Here is a 21,783-nt window from a genome sequence, read left to right as displayed (position 1 = left end):
TTAATGGAGGAAAACTGATGAAGAAATTATTAGTAGGCGCAAGCTGTCTAATCTTATTAGCAGGCTGCAGTGATCAAGGCGAGAAGAAAGATTCAAAAGAACTGAAAAAAGTAACACTGATGCTTGACTGGACACCTAACACGAATCACACAGGTATTTACGTGGCTAAAGACAAAGGCTATTTTAAAGAACATGGTCTTGACGTAACGATTAAAACACCTGGAGACGTGACAGCAGACCAGCTCGTTGCTGCCAACAAAGTTCAGTTTGGTATCAGCGCGCAGGAACAAGTTACTCAGGAACGTACGGAAGGCGTGCCGGTCAAATCAATCGGAGCGATTATTCAGCACAATACGAGCGGGTTTATGAGTCTTGCCTCTAAAAATATTAAATCACCTAAAGACTATGCCGGTAAGACTTATGGCGGCTGGGGTGCGCCGATTGAGAAACCGATTATTGATGCCGTTATGAAAAAAGACGGAGCAGATGTTAAAGACGTCAAAGTCGTCAATATGGGTAATACCGATTTCTTCACAGCCTCTAAGAAAAATATCGATTTTGCCTGGGTTTACTATGCCTGGACCGGTATTGAAGCAGAGACACGCGGCGAAAAAGTCAACATGCAGTATTTAACAGATTACGACAAAAACCTCGATTACTATACGCCGGTCATCATTGCAAATGAAAAATATATCCAGTCTGATAAGGAAACAGTCGATGCCTTTATGGCGTCTGTTCAGGAAGGCTACGAGTTTGCGATTAAAGACCCAAAAGCAAGCGCTGATATTTTACTTAAAGAAGCACCTGAATTAAAAGAGAGTAAAGAACTGGTTTATAAGAGTCAGGAATACTTGAAAGATAAGTATCAGGACGATGCAAAAGAGTGGGGCGTACAGGATAAGAAAGTCTGGGAGAACTTTGCACAGTTTATGAAAGAGAATAAAATCATTAAAAAAGATTTCAATGCTGAAGAAGCATTTACCAATGAATTTGTGGAGGGGAACTAATGGCTAATACATTGATGAGCATCCAGATTATACCGAAGACACCGAACGGTGAAGATGTGATTCCTTATGTCGATAAGGCCATTGAAATCATTCAGGCGAGTGGTCTGCCTTATGTCGTGAATCCGCTTGATACAACAATAGAAGGGAATATGCCGGAACTCCTGCAGCTCATTGAAGAGATGAACAACAAGATGATGGCTGAAGGTATTGTCAGTGTCATCTCTCAAGTCAAGTTCTATCATGCTGAAGTTGCATCGATGACTGAACTCGTCAAAAAATACAGATGAAATACTATTTAAAGTTTACTCTTTTTATTGTGGTGCTGCTGGCACTATGGGAAGTGCTCGTACGACTACTCAATGTAGACAGTTATACACTACCAGCACCGAGCGCTATTGCATCAGCATTTGTTACAGCTTTTCCGGATTATAAAGATGATCTTATACCGACTGTACTTCTTGTGCTGGAGGGTTTAGGGATGTCGATTGTGTTTGGCGTCATGATGGCTGTCATTCTGCATCTTGTGCCTGCGCTTGAGCCGTTCATCTATCCGCTGCTTGTGGTCAGTCAGAATGTACCGGTCATTGTTATAGCACCGCTTCTCGTCATCTGGTTTGGTTTTGGCCTTCTGCCAAAACTTATCGTCATTACACTCGTCTGTTTCTTTCCAGTGACGGTCAGTCTTCTTGAAGGATTCAAATCGGTCGATAAAGATCTGAAGAAGTATATGCTGATTTCAGGTGCGAGCCGTATGCAGATTTTCAGAAAACTGGAGTGGCCTGGTAGTATGCCATTTTTGTTTAATGGCCTCAAGATTGCGGGTACCTATTCCGTTATGGGGGCCATTATTTCAGAGTGGTTGGGCAGTGATAAAGGCCTCGGCAAATATATGATTATCGCGCAGCGTGCCTTTCAGGTTGACCGGGTCTTTGTTGCGATAGTCTGGATTGTTATATTTGCGCTTATCATATTCGGCGTGATCAGGTTCTTAGAGAAGCTGACAGTGAGGTGGAAACATGACTAAGCTTATTCTGAAGGATATCAGTCATATGTTTGGCACTAACCAAGTCTTATCTCAAGTGAATCTGGAAGTTCAGGAAGGTGAGTTTGTCACCATTTTAGGGTCTTCCGGCAGTGGTAAATCGACGATATTCAATATTATTGGCGGACTATTAGTGCCGGATACAGGGGAAGTAATTTTAGAAGGTCGAAGTGTTGTGGGTCGTACTGGTCATGTTGCCTACATGCCTCAGACACCGTCTCTTATGCCTTGGCGGACAGTAGCCGATAATATCGCACTTGGCAGTGAAATCAAAGGAGATACAGCTGGACGACTGGATGAACTATTAGAACGAAGCGGCTTTGACGAAATCCGAGAACATTATCCGGATAGTTTAAGCGGTGGTATGAAGCAGCGTGTTTCGTTTCTGCGCGCACTCAATACACCAGGCGAATTGATGCTACTGGATGAACCTTTTTCTGCGCTGGATGAAATCACACGTTACGACATGCAGGCATGGCTGAAAGAAATACTGGCAGTAGAAAAACGGACCGTGCTCATGATTACACATAGTATAGAAGAAGCAATCAAACTTTCTGACCGGATTGTGGTGCTGGAGGGTAAGCCTGCAAGTATCCGTCATGTCATTGATGTACGTCATATGAGAGAACAGGAAATAGTGTCGCTGAAAACACAGTTGCTAGAAATGCTGAGATGAAAATGACGAATGCTGTTCAACTTTAATGAAAAGTTGAGCAGCATTTTGATTTGTTGCTCGAGTTGTTTTAAAAGTTGAGCAGTAAAATGATTTGCTGCTCATGTTAGATCTGAAGTTGAACAGTAACCTCAAACTTTAGGCACGTAGCTGGGTTTTTTCGAAGCTCCAAGTCGTATAAAATACTTTGCCAGCACTCTTTGCACCGAAGATCGGTGAATTTCTGGGAAAAATAGCTGAATATCGCGCATATCAATTGGGGCATTCTTTAGTACATAGAGTTCCTCTAGATTGAAATGGATAAGATCAGCGTTTTTACCAGTCGTATTACAAAGAACACATTTAAATTTAATTATCTCTGTCTTAACTGCATTAATCTTCATACAACTTGGACATTTAAGGCCTTTTCTAATGTGTTCGATCGGCACGCGTTTAAATATTTCTTCTTTTTCAATATGTTGTCTGATTAAATAATCCGCTAGCAATCGATTATTTGCCGAATTACTATTCGCTACTTTCAGTTCATCAAGTTTATGGAATATCTGCGGACGCATCAGCCAGTGTGGGTACTTCGGCGGCGCTTCCATATAGAATGTTTCATTGACAAAACAGATATAGCTCTCAACACTGTAGATAGAATCAAACTGATTGATCACATGACTTAAGTATTCGTGTGCGCGTTGTAGCTGTAGTTCAGGATTTTTGATGATGCGCCGGTAACTGTTCTGCAAATTTTCATTAACATAGTGATATTGCCCTTTGTAATTTTTAACGTCAAAATGATAGACAGTCAGTTCATGGTTCACAATAAAGTCATATTGTACTTCACCTTTATATTTAGGACTCAAGTGAATGTCCCATAGAACACAGGCATTCGGCAGATTATATAGCCACTCTGCAAACAAAGCTTCACCATCATAACCGATGATGCTGTTCGATATTTCAAATGAAAACCGATTTTCAAGCGCTTCTGAATAGATTATTTCCTGTGGTCTCGGTCTTGTTTTATAGGCCATTCGCCACCTCCAAGTACAATGTAGCACATCCATATTAAATAATTGTAAAAAAATAAAAGTCATTCATTAAGAATGACTTCTTTTTTCTCGCCAGGCCTTAAATGCACTGATAACTGCTGGTAAGACTGAGATGACAATAATGAGTATTAAGACGATTTCAAAATTATCTTTGACGATAGGTATGTTACCGAAGAAATAGCCAAGTCCGAGACAGACACCTACCCAGAGAAAGGCACCTACGACATTATAGATAATGAAATAGCTATAATGCATACGGCTGGCACCTGCTACGAAAGGAATGAAAGTACGGATAAACGGCATAAAGCGGGCCATCACTATTGTTTTACCGCCATATTTATTGAAGAAACTTGTTGCTTTCAGTAAATGTTCTTCTTTGATAAAGCGGCCGAAACGAGGATGTTTCGTAACGCCAAGGCCAGCCCATTTACCGATATGATAGTTCAGCGTATCTCCTAATACAGCAGCTACAAAGCAGACAAGAAATAATAACCAGATATTAAGTGCGCCTTGCGGTGCTAGTGCCGCTGCTGCAAACAGCATGGAGTCGCCTGGCAGGAACGGCATGATGACGAGTCCTGTTTCAATAAAAATAATTAAAAACAAAATACCATAAGTCAGCGTGCCATACTGGCTGACGATGCTGATTAGATGTTTATCAATGTGCAGAATAAAATCCATGAGCTGAGAAAAAAAGTTCATTATTTGCTCCTATCTAATTTAGTAACTCTTTTATTATAATAGGCTGCATACTTTCAGGCAAACTATTGATTATTTTTAGTGCCGATATGGCATAATTAAACTAATTCGGAATACGAAAGAAAGGGGTTTTTCAATGCAAACAGTCATCAAGTTCACCCGTCCTTATCTCGGTCTTATGTTATTTGCGCTTATTTTGATGCTGTCAGAGCTATTTGTCGATATGTATGCACCTATCCTCATGAAGAATATTATTGATAACGGCATTCTGCAGAACGATATCGGCTATATCCAGACTTATTTGCTCATCATGCTCGGCATCAGTTTAATTGCTTTCTTTGCGGGTGTGTTGAACTCATTTATCTCTTCTCACGTCTGTCATATGTTTTCATATGATCTGCGTAATGCAATTTTCAGAAAGATCCAAGGCTTCTCGCTGAAAACACTCAGCCAGTTTAAGACATCGAGTCTGATCACTAGGCTGACGAGTGATATTATCGCGAATGAAATGGTGCTCTTTATGAGTCTGCGTATTATGCTGAAAGCGCCTTTATCTGTGATCGGCAGTATCATTATGAGTTTTGTGATAGCACCAGAAATCGCTATCTATCTCGTAATTGGTACGCCGCTCCTGGCTATTTTTCTGTTTTTCACAGCCCGAAGTGGCATGAAAATTTTCCTGCGTATCCAGAAGAGGACCGATCATCTCAATCGCTTCGTTCAGCAGAACCTGGAAGGGGTACGTCTGATTAAGTCTACTTTAAATGGACCTTATGAAACAGAGAAGTTTGATGACGTTGCGACGCCTATTAGAAAAGATACGGTTTATGCGCTTAGACTGATGGAAAGTATCATGCCCGTACTCCTCATTATCATGAATTTATCCATGCTTCTCGTCATCTGGTTCGGAAGTGATATGATTCAGTCAAATGCACTCGAAGTCGGCTCTTTAGTCGCGGTCATCAACTACGCACTGCGGATGCAAGGTGGCTTCTCTATGTTCGCGTTTATTATCATCGCATTTTCTCGTGCGAAAGCAAGCGCTGACCGCATCAGCGAAGTCCTGAACACACCAGTAGATGAGAAACTAGCGACAGATGAAATTGCGACAGTTAAGCTGAACAACACCGTTGAGTTTAAAAATGTTTCTTTTAAATATCCGTCGGCACAGGATTATGTTTTACAGGATGTCTCTTTTAAAGTGAACAGCGGCGATAAGTTCGTCATTATGGGACAGACAGGTGCAGGTAAATCTGCATTGCTCTCACTGATTCCAAGGATGTATGAAGTTTCTGCTGGAGAAGTTCTGGTCAATGAACAGGATGTGCGTCACTGGGACATGAAAACGCTGCGTGAATTTATCGGTTATGTGCCGCAGAAGACGACGCTCTTTACCGGTTCTATTATCGACAATGTACGCTGGGGTGATAGTGAGGCAAGTGCCAAGGAAGTCTATAGAGCAGCTGAAATCGCTCAGATCCATGATTCAATCATGAACTTTGATGATGATTACAGCACAAGAGTGGGACAGCAAGGTGTCAACCTGTCAGGAGGCCAGAAACAGCGACTGGCCATCGCCCGTGCGCTGATTAAAAAGCCCGGAATCCTCATTCTGGATGATAGTACGTCAGCTCTCGATATCCATACGGAAGGCCGTTTGTTCGATTCACTTAAGGAACTGGATATGACGCGTATCATCGTCACTCAGAAAATCCATACCGCTAAAACAGCTGATCAGATTCTGCTTCTTGAACATGGCCGGATAGTGGCTAAAGGGACACACGCGGAATTAATGAATACTAGCAGCCTCTATCAGGATATCGCACGCAGTCAGGAGGAATCTCATGATTAAAGATGTATTTTCTCATCAACCTGTCTTAAAGAAAGAAGATATCGGTCGTAAAAAAGATAAGAAACGAGCAGATAACTGGCAGCACACAGTCAGTCGTATCTGGCAATTGATGGCACACCGCAGATGGATGGTCTTATTGGTCATCATACTCGTCATCATTACATCTTTGCTCAGTTTAGTCGGTCCTTACTTGATCGGTCATATTATTGACCATAATATTATGACGAAAAGTTTCGATTTATTGCCACAGAAGATTATATGGCTCCTCATTATCTTTGCTGCATTGTCCATTCTGACTTACCTCGCGGCTTTCATCATGGTCAATATCGCCCAGGAAACGGTTTACAAGTTACGCATGCAGCTCTTCAGTCATATGCAGCAGCTGCCGATTCGTTTCTTTGATGAACGTCAGCATGGTGATATCATGAGCAGAATGACAAACGACATTGAAAATATATCGAAAGTTTTAAACTCTTCGTTCATCCAGTTCACATCAAGTATTGTGACGCTTGTGGGAACAGTTATAGTCATGCTGACTCTGAGTCCCGTGCTGACACTTCTGACGATGACTATCATACCTGTTATGTTTCTGGCGACCCGCTGGATTACGAACCGTACGGGTCCACTTTACAAGATGCGCCAGCAGGCATTAGGGGATATGAACGCCTATATTGAAGAGATTGTTTCAGGTCAGTCAGTGGTTAAAGTTTTCTCACAGGAAAAAGAAGTAACACAAGGCTTTGAACAAAAAAACCGAGCGGTACGTGAACGGGGCTTCTGGTCAATTAGCTACTCCGGTACAATACCGAAAGTCATGAATACATTAAATAACGTATCATTTGCCATCGTAGTCGGAATTGGCGGCATACTGGCGCTGAACGGACAGGCGGTAACCGTCGGCACGATTGTTATTTTTGCTGAATATGCCCGTCAGTTTACAAGACCTTTATCAGACCTTGCCAACCAGTTCAACGAAGTGTTATCAGCACTGGCTGGAGCGGAGCGCGTTTTCGCTATTATTGATGAGGAAGAAGAACCAGATACTGTAGAAGGTGCCATTCAAATTCAAGGCCATATTCAGTTTCATGACGTAACCTTTAAATATAATGACAGTCAGCAGAAGATTGTCATCAATCATGTATCTTTTGACCTTGCTGCAGGAGAATCACTTGCACTTGTCGGCGCGACTGGTGCAGGCAAGACGACGATTATTCAGCTGCTCAATCGATTCTATGATATTAAGGGTGGTGACATTCTGATTGACGGTGTTTCTGTATCCCGCATGCCTCGCCGTACGTTACGGCGTCAGATTGCCTACGTACTGCAGGATCCGATTCTTTTTGATGGTACAATCCGTGATAATATCAAATACGGTAATCACATGGCGACAGATGAAGAAGTGATTCAGGCAGCTAAAGATGCGAATGCACATGACTTTATCATGCGCCTGGAAGAAGGATATGACACAGTGATATCAGGTGAGGAATCAAGGCTTTCACAAGGCGAAAGACAGCTCCTGTCAATCGCGCGTGCTCTTGTGCAGGATCCTAAGATTTTACTGCTTGATGAAGCGACGAGCTCGATTGACACCGTAACTGAAATGAAACTGCAGGAAGCAATCGATCGATTGATGGCAGGTCGTACAAGTATCGTCATTGCCCACCGACTGAATACGGTCAAGAAAACGGATAAAGTCATCGTACTGGCACAAGGTGAAATTATTGAACAGGGTTACCAGCAGGAGCTCCTTCAGACGAATGGTCTTTACAGTCAGATGGTTCATTCATCAAATGGTGATTTTGACGAGCTCCTGGACTAATAAAAACCTTTGAAAATGTCTGGTATAAGTAATATACTAAAAAGATGATAAATGACTAGAGAGGGTTTTTAAATGAACGAAGAAAGTCGAATCCTAAGTTCTCAGGCGAAGACAGAGAAAAAGCCTGAGAAGGATTACAGTAAATATTTTGAGCATGTTTATCAGCCGCCAAGCCTGAAAGACGCAAAAAAACGGGGTAAAGAAGCGGTCAATTATCACAGTGACTTTACGATAGAAGAAAAATATCAGAGTCTTGGTAAAGGGCGTAAATATTATATTAGAACTTATGGTTGTCAGATGAACGAGCATGACACAGAAGTGATGGCAGGTATTTTTGAAGCACTCGATTACACAGCAACAAATGATGTCAACGATGCAGATGTTATTTTACTGAATACGTGTGCCATCCGTGAAAATGCCGAGAATAAAGTCTTCGGTGAAATCGGAAATTTGAAGCATCTGAAGCTTGAGAAACCGGATGTCCTGATCGGTGTCTGCGGCTGTATGAGTCAGGAAGAATCAGTTGTTAACAAGATTCTGAAGTCTTATCAGAATGTCGATATGATTTTTGGCACACATAACATTCACCGTTTACCGGCTATTTTAGAAGAAGCCTATATGGCTAAGGCGATGGTTGTGGAAGTATGGTCTAAAGAAGGCGACGTTATAGAGAACTTACCGAAATCTCGTCTAGGCGAAACAAAGGCATGGGTCAATATTATGTATGGCTGCGATAAATTCTGTACGTACTGCATCGTACCGTTTACACGTGGTAAAGAACGAAGCCGTATGCCGGAGGAAATTATCAGTGAAGTAAGAGATCTCGCAAGACGCGGCTACAAGGAAATCACGTTACTGGGTCAGAACGTCAATGCATACGGCAAAGACCTAGACATCAGTTATGGTCTCGGCGATTTAATGGCTGATATACAGAAAATTGATATTCCTCGTGTCCGCTTCATGACGAGCCATCCATGGGACTTTGATAATCGACTGATTGAAGTGCTTGCTGAAGGTGGCAATATTGTGCCCCATATTCATCTCCCGGTGCAGTCTGGTAACAATGAAGTCCTGAAAATTATGGGTCGTAAATATACACGTGAAAGCTATCTGGAACTGGTTGAAAAAATCCGTGCCCAGATGCCTGACGTCGCACTGACGACAGATATTATTGTCGGTTATCCAAATGAGACAGAAGAACAGTTTTTAGATACAATGGACCTGTACGAAAAAGTGGGCTTTGAACATGCTTATACGTATATCTATTCACCGCGTGAAGGAACACCGGCAGCAAAGATGAAAGATAACGTACCGATGCGCGAGAAGAAAGACCGCCTACAACGATTAAACAAACTTGTTGAAAAATATTCTGAAGAAACGCTGCAGAATTATTTAGGTCAGGAAGTGATTGTTCTTTGTGAAGGACCGTCTAAAAAGGATGAAGAGGTTCTTGCTGGTTACACAGATAAGAATAAACTCATTAACTTCCGTGCGCCGAAAGAAGCAATCGGCCAGCTTGTTAAAGTAAAAGTAACAGAAACAATGCGCTATTCAATGAATGGTGAATTAATCGCCATTTTAGACCAGGTAGGAGTGACTCATTAATGTATACAAATGACCAGATTTTAGAACATGCTAAACAACTTGGCCGTATGATGGCTGAAACAGATGCAGTAGAATTCTTTAAACGTGCAGAAGCACAGATTCATGAGAATCAGACCGTTCGCGAGAAAATGGCTTCATTGAAATCACTGCAGAAACAAGCGGTGAATTTTGAACAGTATGGCAAAGAGAAAGCGCTGCAGATGACAGAAGAAAAAATCGCTAAAGTAGAAGCAGAACTGGATGATATGCCTTTAGTCGATCAATTTAAAGAAGCACAGGGCGAAGTCAATTCACTGCTTCAGATGGTCTCTCATGCAATCAGTCAGACAGTGACAGATGAAATCATTGTTTCTACTGGTGGAGATGTATTAAAAGGTGAGACTGGCGCTCAAATAGCCAATGGTGCACCGGGCTGCGGTAACTAATAGACAAAAGTCGGTTCTTGAATGAATCGACTTTTTTTAACGAAAGGATGACTCAAATGAAAGATAATCAGACAAGAAAACTGACATTAACAGCTATTATGACAGCCCTCAATGTAGTACTGAGCCAGATTATTTATGTTCCAATTGGTCCTATTAAAGCATTTCCAGTGCAGCACTTCATCAATGTCTTAAGTGCTGTCCTTGTAGGACCCTGGTATGGACTCGCACAGGCTTTTCTGACTTCTGTCATCAGACTGATGTTTGGGACAGCGACACCATTTGCATTCCCCGGCAGTATGATCGGTGTCCTGCTAGCAGGATTCTTATATCAGCGTTATCGTAAAATCGGTATAGCTGCGATCGGTGAAGTTATCGGTACGGGTATTATCGGCAGCCTGGCAACCATTCCGTTGATTTATATGCTGAATCTGGACATCAGCAAATTCTATGTCATCGCGCCTCTTTTCCTGGCAAGTACACTCGTCGGCAGTATCATCGCTTATATACTTTTACTCGCACTCAACAGACGAAATTTATTGAAATAAAGGATTGATTGTATGAAACCGACCCCTATGATGGCTCAATATCTTGAAATTAAATCACAGCATGACGATTGCATTCTGTTCTTCAGACTCGGCGACTTTTACGAGATGTTCTACGATGATGCAGTCACAGCTGCACGGGAACTGGAAATAACACTGACACGTCGAGACAAGAAGAATCCCATTCCGATGTGCGGTGTTCCTTATCATTCTGCAAAAGGCTATATCGAGAAACTGATTGATAAAGGCTATAAAGTCGCAATCTGCGAACAGATGGAGAATCCTCGAGAAGTCAAAGGAATGGTTAAACGTGAAGTTGTCCAGATTATCACCCCGGGCACGGTGATGGATGGTTCACTTGACGAATCATCTAACAACTATCTGATGGCAATACTGAAAGACCGTGATTATCACATTGCTTATGCGGATATCTCTACAGGTGAACTGAAGGTGACCACATGTACTGAGGAGATATTACTGAATGAACTGGCGAGTATCAAACCGAGTGAAATCATTCTCCGTGAACCTCTGACAGAAGAGCTGCTGATGAAAGTGAATCAGATTACGACGGTTGTTTCTGTACACGCGGCTGAGGGGACTGTGCCGGAGCAGGCAGCAGGACTGACACCGCTTGCACAGGAGGTCACAGCACTTCTCTTTGATTATGTCACGGAAACTCAGAAACGAGATCTCACTCATATCGAGCAAGCCGCTATTTATCAGGCGATTGATTATATGCGCCTTGATCTCTATGCAAAACGCAACCTGGAACTCACAGAAAGTATCCGTCTGAAGACCAAGAAAGGCACATTGTTATCCATTTTTAATGAAACAAAGACACCCATGGGTCATCGTTTGCAGAAAGAATGGATAGAGCGGCCACTGATCAATGAAACTGCTATCACTCATCGTCATGAGCAGGTTGAACTCTTGAATGACCGATTTATAGAGCGGGATGCACTGCGTGAGCATCTTGCAGAAGTCTATGATATTGAGCGGTTAGTCGGACGCGTGAGCTTCGGTAATGCGAATGCCAAGGACTTAATTCAGTTGAAATACTCAGTCGAACAATTGCCGAAAATCAATCAGGTCCTCCAGTTAATAGGCCTTGAACAGATTGATGACCGGCAAGTAGAAGGTCTCAATCAGATGCTGGATGCACTGGAAGAAGAAGCGCCGATTTCCATTAAAGATGGCGGCATCTTTAAAACAGGCTATCATGAGGAATTAGATGAATATCGTGATGCTTCTAAGAATGGCAAACAGTGGCTCAGTCAGATGCAGCAGGCAGAACGAGAACGTACAGGTGTCCGTTCTTTAAAGGTCGCATTTAACAAAGTATTCGGTTACTATATTGAAATTTCAAAAGCGAACTTACATCAGTTTAATGCAGACGAATTCGGCTATATGCGTAAGCAGACGCTGACGAATGCTGAACGTTTTATCACAGAAGATTTGAAAGAAAAAGAAGCACTGATTCTAGGTGCAGAAGAGAAAATGATTGATTTAGAATATCAGCTATTCATCGAACTACGTGAGCAAGTAAAGGCGTATACAGTGGAACTGAAACGTATTGCGAGACGTATTGCAGAACTTGATTGTCTACAGAACTTCAGCCAGGTTGCCATGAAAAATGATTACGTGAGACCGACATTCAATAAGCGAAAACTTCAGCTGACTGATTCGAGACACCCAGTTGTTGAAAAAGTGATGTCGAAAGAAGAGTATGTACCGAATGACTGTCACCTGGATGATGATCAGTATATTGATCTGATCACCGGGCCGAACATGTCAGGTAAAAGTACGTATATGCGTCAAGTTGCGTTGATCAGTATAATGGCGCAGATGGGCTCTTTTGTTCCTTGTGCAGCTGCAGAGATGCCGATTTTCGACCAGATCTTCACACGCATCGGGGCAGCAGATGATTTAGTATCTGGACAAAGTACTTTTATGGTTGAAATGCTGGAAGCACGGAATGCCCTGAAGAATGCAACAGCCGACAGTCTGATTATTTTTGATGAGATTGGGCGCGGGACTTCTACATATGACGGTTTAAGTCTGGCACAGGCGATGATTGAGTATGTTCATGATCATATCAAAGCAAAAACACTTTTTTCAACGCATTATCATGAACTCGTTCAACTGGAAGACACATTGCCGGCACTTGAGAATATTCACGTTGCAGCAAAAGAATATAACGGCGAGCTCATCTTTTTGCATAAGATTATGCCGGGTGCTGTTGAAAACAGTTACGGTATTCATGTTGCGCGTCTTGCTGATCTGCCGGCAGAAGTCATCAGCCGTGCGAGTGCGATACTCGACCAGTTTGAGAAAACTGAGTCAAATGTTCAACCGGTCAAGACTGAACAAGTAAGGGAGCCGCAGATGTCATTTGATCTTTTTGGCAGCAGTGTAGAAGAAGAACTCAAGCAGCTTGATATTGCACGTATGACGCCGATAGAAGCACTCCTTAAATTACAGGCATTACAGGATCAACTGAAGTAGGTGAAAGTATGGGTAAAATACAGGAACTGGATAGACAGTTAGCGAATAAAATTGCAGCAGGTGAAGTGGTTGAGCGTCCTGCATCGGTCGTCAAGGAACTTGTAGAAAATGCGATTGATGCAGGTGCGACTGAGATTACAGTGAAAGTGAAAGAAGCAGGTCTCGTTTCGATTGGTGTCACGGATAACGGCAGTGGTATATTAGAAGAAGACATTCCGCTAGCATTTGGTCGGCACGCCACGAGCAAAATTCACAACAATCATGACCTCTTTCATATTCGAACACTTGGTTTTCGCGGGGAAGCTCTGGCGAGTATTACATCTGTCAGTCGCGTCACACTGAAGACCTGTGCCGATAATGCAGTCGGTCACCTGGTAAAAATAGAAAATAGCGACATGATAGAAAAAACACTTACACGTGCAAAAAAAGGGACAGAAGTCCTTGTAGAAGACTTGTTTTATAATACACCTGCTCGTCTGAAGTACGTGAAAAGTCTGCATACAGAGCTCGGCAAAATTACAGATATCATGAACCGGTTTGCGATGAGCCATACGCATATTCGTTTTAAACTGGAGTCGGATGATAAAGTGCTTCTTCAGACAACGGGCAGCGGGCGTTTGAACGAGGTCATGGCTCAAGTTTATGGGATGACGATTGCGCGCGATTTAATTGCAATTAATGGACAGACGGGCGACTATGAAGTGACAGGTGAAATCGCACGACCTGAACATACCCGGGCGAACCGCCACTACATGTCTCTATTTATCAACGGCCGTTATATTAAGAACTTTGTACTGACGAAAGCGATTCTGGAAGGTTATCATACGCTCCTGCCGATAGGACGATATCCGGTCGTCGCGATTGATATCAAAATGGACCCGGGGTTAGTAGATGTCAATGTGCATCCGACCAAGCAGGAAGTCCGTCTTTCAAAGGAACCGGAGCTGATGGAACTGATTACGCGCCTCATCAAAGAAGCACTGCTTGGTCAGAGTCTGATTCCAGAGATCACAGTGCCGAAGAAAAATAAAGTGCTGGAGAAGTTTGAACAGCAGCGATTTATTTATGAACAGACAAGCCCTGTTCAGTCAGAGGATAAACCCGTTGTCCAGGAAGAGAAGCCTCATTTTCCTGAAAATATAGCAAGTCCTGATGTCTCTCAAGATGAAGCTCAGACAAGACCTTTTACAGTCCATGAGGAAATGGCGGTAAAAGATGAGAAGCCTGTTAAAAGAGAGGCTGCAGATAATGAGACACCGGCAGTGAGCGAACCGCCTGCAGAACCAGTGAATGTACCTGTACGCAAGTTACCGATGATGGAAGTGGTAGGTCAGGTGCATGGTACTTATATCATTGCCCAGAATGAAGAAGGCATGTTTATGATTGACCAGCATGCCGCTCAGGAACGTATCAAGTATGAGTATTTCAGAGAACGTATCGGCCTTGTCGAACAGCAGGTACAGCCTCTTCTTGTGCCGATTACGCTCAGTTTTACACGTGACGAGGCACTCCGTATCGAGAAGCATCGGGATGAACTGGCTGGAGTCGGACTGGAGCTGGAATCTTTTGGTGGCAGTGATTATTTAGTTCAGGCTGTACCTACGTGGTTTCCAAGTCACGCTGAAGAGACGATCAAGGATATAATTGAATATTGTCTGACGCATCAGTCAATCAACCTGAATAAATTCAGGGAAGACACCGCTATTATGATGAGCTGTAAGAAATCAATCAAAGCAAACCACTATCTGCGTCAAGAAGATATGGCGCGTCTTCTGGAGGAACTGGCATACACAAGCGAGCCCTACACTTGTCCGCACGGGCGTCCTATCACCATCAAATATTCAACATATGAACTGGAAAAAATTTTTAAGCGAGTGATGTAAATGATATTACCGGCAGTAAGAGATTTTAAAGATATAGAAAAACTCAGTCAGTCCACTTACAAGCAATGTGTCATCCTGGATACTCATATCGGACACCTTGGCAACATACTAGGTATGCTGAAAGACAAGGAAGTCTTTATACATTTAGACTTGATCAAAGGATTATCCGGGGAGGAAGCGGCTGTCGAGTATATCGTTCAGAAATATAAACCTTACGGTATTATCTCGACAAAAACAAAAATTATAAAAAAAGCGAGGCAACTTAGCGTAAAAACAATTCTACGGGTATTTATTATTGATTCAAGCGCATTAAAACGTTCTATCGCGATTATTGATCAGTGCGATGCTGATTATGTCGAAGTGCTGCCTGGTATTGCGTCGAAAGTCATACAGGAAGTCAGACAGAAAACGGGTAAACCGATTATCGCTGGCGGCTTGATTGATCAGGAAGAGGAAGTGAAGCAGGCACTTGCTGACGGCGCATTTGCTGTGACGACGAGTCGACGCGAATTGTGGCAGAAATTTGAATCAAAGAATTGACAGCGGTTTCACATTTCTGTAACATATAGAACAAGTTAATAAAAGACATGAGACTTGAGACCCTTATTTTAAGAACAGGGTCTCTTTTTGTCTTTTTTTATTGACTATAACGAAGGGAGTGGAAACAATGACTGAATTTTTAGCTGAACTGGTTGGTACAGCGATACTCATTCTGTTCGGTGCAGGGGTCTGTGCGAACGTTAATTTAAAAGGGTCTTATGCTAAAGATGGCGGCTGGATTGTCATCGCACTTGGCTGGGGGCTGGCAGTCGTGATGGGGGTCTATGCAGTAGGTAGTATTACAGGTGCGCATTTAAATCCAGCTGTGACAATTGGTCTAGCTGTCGATGGTGCTTTTGACTGGGATAAAGTGCCGATGTATATTCTCGCGCAGATGCTCGGTGCGATGCTTGGTGCTCTTCTTGTCTGGCTGCATTTCATGCCACACTTTAAGGCAGAGGAAGATCCAGGAACGAAGCTTGGCGTCTTCAGTACAGGTCCTGCCTATCCAAACTACGTCGCAAACTTAATATCAGAGATTATCGGAACGATGATTCTGATGATGGGTCTTCTCTTTATAGGCGCGAATAAGTTTACGGACGGCTTAAACCCTTTAATAGTTGGTGCGTTAATCGTGGCGATTGGTCTCAGTCTCGGTGGTACAACAGGCTATGCCATTAATCCTGCTCGTGACCTTGGACCTCGTCTTGCTCATGCCATTTTACCGATTCCGGGCAAAGGACCGTCTAACTGGGCTTATGCTATCGTACCCGTCATTGGGCCGATTGCAGGTGGGATGCTGGGTGCGACACTCTATCATCTTCTATTTAAAGGTGAGATTGAAATGATTGGCTGGATTTCAATACTTGTGACGATACTGACTATTGTACTTGGCTTCATCATGAACAAGACTATTTTACGCGGCCAGGAATCTAAATTATTTTAAGGAGTGTATGAGATGGAACAATATATTTTATCAATTGACCAAGGTACAACAAGTACACGCTCAATGATTTTCAATAAAGCAGGCGAAGTAGTAGGGGTTGCTCAGCGTGAGTTTAAACAGTACTTCCCAAAATCAGGGTGGGTTGAACATAATGCCAATGAGATCTGGCAGACAGTACTTTCCACTATGTCAGATGTATTAGTAGACACGGATATTAAAGCGAGTCAAATCGCGGCAATCGGAATTACGAACCAGCGTGAGACAGCTGTCGTCTGGGATAAAAACACAGAGCGCCCTATTCATAATGCGATAGTCTGGCAGTCACGTCAGACACAGGACATCTGTGATGATTTGAAATCGCGTGACCTTGAACAGGAATTCCGGGATAAAACAGGTCTGTTACTTGATCCTTATTTCTCTGGTACAAAAGTAAAATGGATTCTGGATAATGTTGACGGTGCTCGTGAAAAAGCGGACAAAGGCGATCTGCTTTTCGGTACAATCGATACATGGCTCGTCTGGAAGCTTTCTGGTGGCAAGGCACATGTCACAGATTATTCCAATGCAAGTCGTACACTGATGTACAATATTTATGATCTTAAATGGGATGATCAGCTGCTTGACTATCTGACTGTCCCTAAAGAAATGCTGCCAGAAGTTAAAGAATCCAGCGAGGTTTATGGCGAAACGGTCGGCCATCATTTCTTCGGTCAGCAGGTGCCGATCGCAGGAATCGCAGGCGACCAGCAGGCAGCACTCTTCGGTCAGGCTTGTTTTGAAGCCGGAGAAGCTAAGAATACTTACGGCACAGGCTGCTTCATGTTAATGAATACAGGTGAAAAAGCGGTTAAATCTGAAAGTGGTCTGTTAACAACTCTGGCTTACGGATTAGACGGTAAAGTTAATTATGCGCTTGAAGGTTCTATCTTCGTTGCCGGAAGTGCTATTCAGTGGTTACGTGACGGTATGCGTATGGTCAGAAATGCACCTGAATCAGAAATCTATGCGAATCGCGTCACTTCAACAGAAGGCGTATATGTCGTTCCGGCATTCGTCGGTCTCGGAACTCCGTACTGGGATTCAGAAGCACGTGGAGCTGTCTTTGGTCTGACTCGAGGCACTGAGAAAGAACATTTTATTCGTGCGACGCTTGAGTCACTTGCTTACCAGAGTCGCGATGTCCTGGATGCGATGGAAAAAGATTCAGGCATTCAGCTCAAAGCACTCCGTGTAGACGGTGGCGCTGTTAAAAATAACTTCCTGATGCAGTTCCAGTCAGACCTCTTGGATGTACCGGTCCAACGACCAGAAGTCAATGAAACAACAGCACTCGGTGCAGCTTATCTGGCAGGTCTTGCAGTAGATTTCTGGACTTCTAAAGAAGAGATTCGTGACCGCTGGAAACTGGAAAAAGAATTCTGTCCTGAAATGGAAGAAACAGAACGCGAAGAACTCTATGAAGGCTGGCAGACAGCTGTAAAAGCGACACAAGTCTTCAAACGTAAAAAACAGGCAAAATAAGGGTTTAACTGTCTAAAGAGTGGTATACTGAATACAAGTTAATAATTACAAGAGATACGAGACTTTGAATACAGGAATGTAGGCGAAGTCTCTATTTTTTTAAACAGGAGGAAACAAAATGACTTTTTCTAATCTTTATCGTAAACAGATCGTCCATAATCTAAAACATAATGAATATGATTTAGTAGTGATTGGTGGTGGGATTACCGGTGCTGGAATTGCGCTTGATGCGACGCAGCGTGGCATGAAAGTCGCACTCGTTGAGATGCAGGACTTTGCGGCTGGAACAAGTTCGCGTTCGACTAAGCTGGTCCATGGTGGACTGCGTTACCTGAAACAGCTGCAGATTGGTGTCGTAGCTGAAACAGGACAGGAACGTGCGATTGTCTATGAAAATGGTCCTCATGTAACAACACCTGAATTTATGCTTTTACCGATGCATAAAGGCGGTACATTTGGACCAGCTACAACTTCAATTGCTTTAAAAGTTTATGATTTCCTGGCAGATGTCAAAAAAGAAGAAACAAGAAAAATGCTGAGTCGTGAGCAGACGATTGAACGTGAACCGCTTGTCAAAAGAGATGGACTTAAAGGTGGCGGATATTACGTAGAATATCGTACAGATGATGCCCGTATGACGATTGAAGTGATGAAACGTGCTGTTGAAATGGGCGCTGAAGTTATCAACTATACGAAATCGACAGGTTTTGTTTATGACAAGAATAAAAAAGTCATCGGTATCAATGCTGAAGACTTACTGACAAATGAACAGTTCGAAATTCTTGGTAAGAAAGTCGTCAATGCATCAGGACCTTGGGTAGATGCCGTACGGGAAGAAGATTACAGTAAAAATAACAAACAGCTGCGCTTGACTAAAGGGGTTCACTTAGTGTTTGACCAGAGCGTATTTCCGTTAAGACAAGCCGTTTACTTTGATACTGAGAAAGATAAACGGATGATTTTTGCGATTCCGCGTGACGGCAAGACGTATGTCGGAACGACTGATACGTTCTACAATCGTGATAAAGCACATCCAAAAGTCACACAGGAAGATAGAGATTACGTCGTAGATGCTATCAACTACATGTTCCCGACGGTTAAAGTGACAGATAGAGATATTGAATCAACTTGGGCTGGTATTCGTCCGCTTATTCTGGAAGAAGGTAAAGACCCTTCTGAAATTTCTCGGAAAGACGAAATATGGGAAGGTAAGTCAGGACTCTTAACGATTGCAGGTGGTAAGTTAACGGGTTACCGCCACATGGCTGAAGAGATTGTTGACCGCGTTGCGCTTCGATTAAAAGAAGAGTTTGGTCTGACATTTGCTGAATGCCGTACAAAAAATACGACCATATCTGGGGGTAGTGTAGGCGGTTCTAAAGGATTCGACCTTTACAAAAAAGAACTGCTGCAGTCGATGCCGGAAGTAGGGTTAAGTCGCGAAGAAGTCGCTGGTCTCATTGACCGTTACGGCTCGAATACACCGCTCATTCTGAATATCGCTCAAGCACAGCGCAGCGATACAAAAGGACTGCCACTGAAAGTTTATAGCCAGCTCGTCTATAGCATTCAAAATGAAATGGTGCAAAAACCTTCAGACTTCTTTGTGCGACGTACAGGGGCACTTTATTTTGATATTCATTATGTGAATCAATATAAAGAGGCAGGGATTGAAGCGATGACAGAACTGCTTCACTATAATGAACAGAAAGTGAAAGACTATACTGCGGAATTAGAGCAATTAATTGAAGAAGCGACACATCCATCTGTTCAAGTATCAAAAGAATAATGAGAAGAGGCTGCGGCCTCTTTTTTTATGCGATTAATCATCAAATTAATAGTATAATAGTGCCAAGGAGTGAAATCGATGGAGAAGTTTACAGTTACATTAGCAGATAATCATCAGACAGAAGTCATGACTTTCACACCCAAGCATCCAGTTGGCACACTGCAATTTTTGCATGGTATGGCGGAGCATATGGACCGTTATCAGGATTTAGGTCAGTATTTTAAGGCACTCGGTTATAAAGTCATTATGCATAATCATGCTGGTCACGGCGGGCTTGTACAAGATGATGCAAGAGGACATTTTGACAGCATGCAGCAGTTAGTGCGGCACAGTGAAGAAATCCTTGAGACATTTAGAGTACCAGACAGACCGGCCATTCTGATGGGTCACTCTATGGGTTCATTAGTAGCAAGACGTTACGTCACGATGTATCCTGACCATTTCTCGGCGCTGATTTTAAGCGGTACAAGTTTCTTTGATGCCAAGATGGAGGCAGCTCTCAATATACTGAGAGGTATGATTGCAGTCAAAGGTGAAAATCATAAAGGTGATTTAGCGAACAAAGTGACGCTGCAGCAGTTTAACAGGAAGTTCAGACCACTGACGACTCAGGCAGACTGGCTAAGTGCAGATCCAGAAAAAGTGCAGCAGTTTGTTGATGATCCACTTACTGGTTTCAATATGTCTTTGAATGCTTATAAAGAAATATTAAAATCCATGAAACAGACGCAGCAAAAACGTCTGCTGAAGAAAATGAATAAAAGAATGCCGATTCTCCTAGTGTCAGGAAAAGAAGATGCTTTTTCTAACTTCGGTAAAGGCATTGATCAATTAGGTCATCTCTATAAAGGTGCGGGTATCAAACATGTGACTGTACAGCTCTATAGCTATTCGCGTCACGAAGTACTGTTTGAATCCAATCAGACGGAGGTCATGGACCGTATAGCGCTATGGCTTGAGCAGGTGCACCATGACTAAGATACCGTTAGTCATTATCGTCGGACCGACTGCTGTCGGCAAAACAGCGTTCAGTATTGAAGTGGCTAAACGCATCAGCGGAGAGATTATCAGTGGCGATGCCATCCAGGTCTACCGGGGCATGGATGTCGGTTCAGCAAAAATCACACCAGAAGAAACAGAAGGTGTGCCTCATCATTTAATTGATATTTTAAGTCCCGATGAAAGTTATTCTGCTGCCGCCTTTAAAAATATGGCTGAAGATCTGATCAGAGATATCCACGCGCGTGGTCATATCCCGATGATTGTCGGTGGTACGGGGCTTTATATTCAGTCAGTAATCTACGAGTACGGTTTTTCAGATGAGAATCCAGCTGAAACGAAAAAATACGAGGAACAGTTTGAACAACTGTCTCCAGAGGAGCGCTATACTTTACTGGAACAAACCGATCCTCTTGCCGCTGCTGACATACATCCGAACAATCAGCAGCGCGTTCTTCGTGCGCTGGTCTATTATCATGTACACGGTCAGTCCATCACCCAGCAATCAAAAAGTGCTGAGCTGTCAGAGCGATATGATGTGACATTAGTCGGTCTAAATATGGAACGGAGTCATTTATATGACCGTATCAATCAGCGTGTGGACATGATGGTGGATGCAGGGCTGATAGAAGAAGTGGAACGGTTAAAGGAAGCAGGCTATGAAGATGCACGCAGTATGACAGCAATTGGCTACAAAGAAATTATCAGCTATTTAAATGGTCATTTAACGCTGGACGAGGCTCTGTCTCAACTTAAGCAGAATTCCCGTCGTTTTGCCAAACGTCAGCTGACCTGGTTTAGAAACCAGCTGAGCTTGACGTGGTATGATACAGAACACCAGACAACAGAAGAGATTGTGAATGATGTTGTCAGAAGAATGACAGAAAAAGAGGTGTGAATTT

At 42.9% G+C, this 21,783-nt stretch carries 19 protein-coding genes; 17 read left to right on the top strand and 2 right to left on the bottom strand.

Annotation, left to right across the window (positions count from 1 at the left end; translation table 11 throughout):
* The first annotated feature begins 17 nt into the window (after positions 1-17).
* The 4 genes from ERX27_RS08670 to ERX27_RS08655 are packed head-to-tail and all read left to right on the top strand — an operon-like array spanning position 18 to position 2,725.
* Positions 18-1,007 carry an ABC transporter substrate-binding protein gene (locus ERX27_RS08670; protein ID WP_133432445.1) on the top strand — a complete coding sequence of 330 codons (990 nt, stop codon included), beginning with the start codon at positions 18-20 and terminating at the stop codon, positions 1,005-1,007.
* Complete coding sequence (locus tag ERX27_RS08665; protein WP_133432444.1) at positions 1,007-1,294, top strand: thiamine-binding protein; 288 nt, start codon at positions 1,007-1,009, stop codon at positions 1,292-1,294. The genes ERX27_RS08670 and ERX27_RS08665 overlap by 1 nt, the downstream gene beginning before the upstream one ends.
* Positions 1,291-2,031 (top strand): ABC transporter permease, encoded by a 741-nt coding sequence (locus ERX27_RS08660; protein ID WP_133432443.1) that lies wholly within the window; start codon positions 1,291-1,293, stop codon positions 2,029-2,031. The genes ERX27_RS08665 and ERX27_RS08660 overlap by 4 nt, the downstream gene beginning before the upstream one ends.
* Positions 2,024-2,725: an ABC transporter ATP-binding protein gene (locus tag ERX27_RS08655; RefSeq protein WP_133432442.1), complete on the top strand. Its 702-nt coding sequence runs from the start codon at positions 2,024-2,026 to the stop codon at positions 2,723-2,725. Before ERX27_RS08660 ends, ERX27_RS08655 begins: the two co-directional genes overlap by 8 nt.
* A 128-nt stretch (positions 2,726-2,853) precedes the next feature.
* Here the strand turns inward: ERX27_RS08655 and ERX27_RS08650 are convergent, their stop codons facing one another.
* Together ERX27_RS08650 and ERX27_RS08645 are read right to left on the bottom strand one after the other, a co-directional pair.
* A complete protein-coding gene (locus tag ERX27_RS08650; RefSeq protein WP_165983136.1) occupies positions 2,854-3,738 on the bottom strand; it encodes a nuclease-related domain-containing protein in 885 nt (294 codons plus the stop codon).
* A gap of 66 nt (positions 3,739-3,804) precedes the next feature.
* Positions 3,805-4,458, bottom strand: a complete 654-nt coding sequence (locus ERX27_RS08645) for a VTT domain-containing protein (RefSeq protein WP_133432440.1) — start codon at positions 4,456-4,458, stop codon at positions 3,805-3,807.
* 133 nt (positions 4,459-4,591) lie between these two features.
* Between ERX27_RS08645 and ERX27_RS08640 the strand changes: the two genes are divergently transcribed.
* The 13 genes from ERX27_RS08640 (at position 4,592) to miaA (ending at position 21,779) form a co-directional block, all read left to right on the top strand.
* A complete protein-coding gene (locus tag ERX27_RS08640; protein WP_133432439.1) occupies positions 4,592-6,307 on the top strand; it encodes an ABC transporter ATP-binding protein in 1,716 nt (571 codons plus the stop codon).
* Positions 6,300-8,126, top strand: a complete 1,827-nt coding sequence (locus ERX27_RS08635) for an ABC transporter ATP-binding protein (protein ID WP_133432438.1) — start codon at positions 6,300-6,302, stop codon at positions 8,124-8,126. Before ERX27_RS08640 ends, ERX27_RS08635 begins: the two co-directional genes overlap by 8 nt.
* Positions 8,127-8,198: 72 nt before the next feature.
* Positions 8,199-9,731 carry a tRNA (N6-isopentenyl adenosine(37)-C2)-methylthiotransferase MiaB gene (gene miaB / locus ERX27_RS08630; protein ID WP_133432437.1) on the top strand — a complete coding sequence of 511 codons (1,533 nt, stop codon included), beginning with the start codon at positions 8,199-8,201 and terminating at the stop codon, positions 9,729-9,731.
* Entirely contained in the window at positions 9,731-10,156 is a 426-nt protein-coding gene (locus ERX27_RS08625) for a YlbF/YmcA family competence regulator (protein ID WP_133432436.1), read from the top strand. Before miaB ends, ERX27_RS08625 begins: the two co-directional genes overlap by 1 nt.
* A gap of 56 nt (positions 10,157-10,212) precedes the next feature.
* On the top strand, positions 10,213-10,701 hold the full coding sequence (thiW, locus tag ERX27_RS08620) for an energy coupling factor transporter S component ThiW (protein WP_133432435.1): 489 nt from the start codon (positions 10,213-10,215) through the stop codon (positions 10,699-10,701).
* 12 nt (positions 10,702-10,713) lie between these two features.
* On the top strand, positions 10,714-13,203 hold the full coding sequence (gene mutS, locus ERX27_RS08615) for a DNA mismatch repair protein MutS (RefSeq protein ID WP_133432434.1): 2,490 nt from the start codon (positions 10,714-10,716) through the stop codon (positions 13,201-13,203).
* An 8-nt stretch (positions 13,204-13,211) separates the two neighbouring features.
* Positions 13,212-15,086: a DNA mismatch repair endonuclease MutL gene (gene mutL / locus ERX27_RS08610; protein ID WP_133432433.1), complete on the top strand. Its 1,875-nt coding sequence runs from the start codon at positions 13,212-13,214 to the stop codon at positions 15,084-15,086.
* On the top strand, positions 15,087-15,626 hold the full coding sequence (locus tag ERX27_RS08605) for a glycerol-3-phosphate responsive antiterminator (RefSeq protein ID WP_133432432.1): 540 nt from the start codon (positions 15,087-15,089) through the stop codon (positions 15,624-15,626).
* Positions 15,627-15,753: 127 nt separating this feature from the next.
* On the top strand, positions 15,754-16,572 hold the full coding sequence (locus ERX27_RS08600) for an MIP/aquaporin family protein (RefSeq protein ID WP_133432431.1): 819 nt from the start codon (positions 15,754-15,756) through the stop codon (positions 16,570-16,572).
* A 12-nt stretch (positions 16,573-16,584) separates the two neighbouring features.
* Positions 16,585-18,093: a glycerol kinase GlpK gene (gene glpK / locus ERX27_RS08595; protein WP_133432430.1), complete on the top strand. Its 1,509-nt coding sequence runs from the start codon at positions 16,585-16,587 to the stop codon at positions 18,091-18,093.
* A 118-nt stretch (positions 18,094-18,211) separates the two neighbouring features.
* The gene (locus tag ERX27_RS08590; protein WP_133432429.1) at positions 18,212-19,882 is read left to right on the top strand and encodes a glycerol-3-phosphate dehydrogenase/oxidase; all 1,671 of its coding nucleotides are present in this window, start codon (positions 18,212-18,214) and stop codon (positions 19,880-19,882) included.
* 78 nt (positions 19,883-19,960) lie between these two features.
* Complete coding sequence (locus ERX27_RS08585) at positions 19,961-20,860, top strand: alpha/beta fold hydrolase (protein ID WP_133432428.1); 900 nt, start codon at positions 19,961-19,963, stop codon at positions 20,858-20,860.
* Positions 20,853-21,779 (top strand): tRNA (adenosine(37)-N6)-dimethylallyltransferase MiaA, encoded by a 927-nt coding sequence (gene miaA, locus ERX27_RS08580; RefSeq protein WP_133432427.1) that lies wholly within the window; start codon positions 20,853-20,855, stop codon positions 21,777-21,779. The genes ERX27_RS08585 and miaA overlap by 8 nt, the downstream gene beginning before the upstream one ends.
* The last annotated feature ends 4 nt before the right edge of the window (positions 21,780-21,783 follow it).

It is taken from the genome of Macrococcus brunensis, from assembly GCF_004359615.1.
In the GTDB taxonomy this organism is placed as follows: Bacteria; Bacillota; Bacilli; order Staphylococcales; family Staphylococcaceae; genus Macrococcus; species Macrococcus brunensis.
The sequence above is the reverse complement of the archived record's forward strand: the minus strand, read 5'-3'. Positions and strand labels throughout refer to the sequence as shown.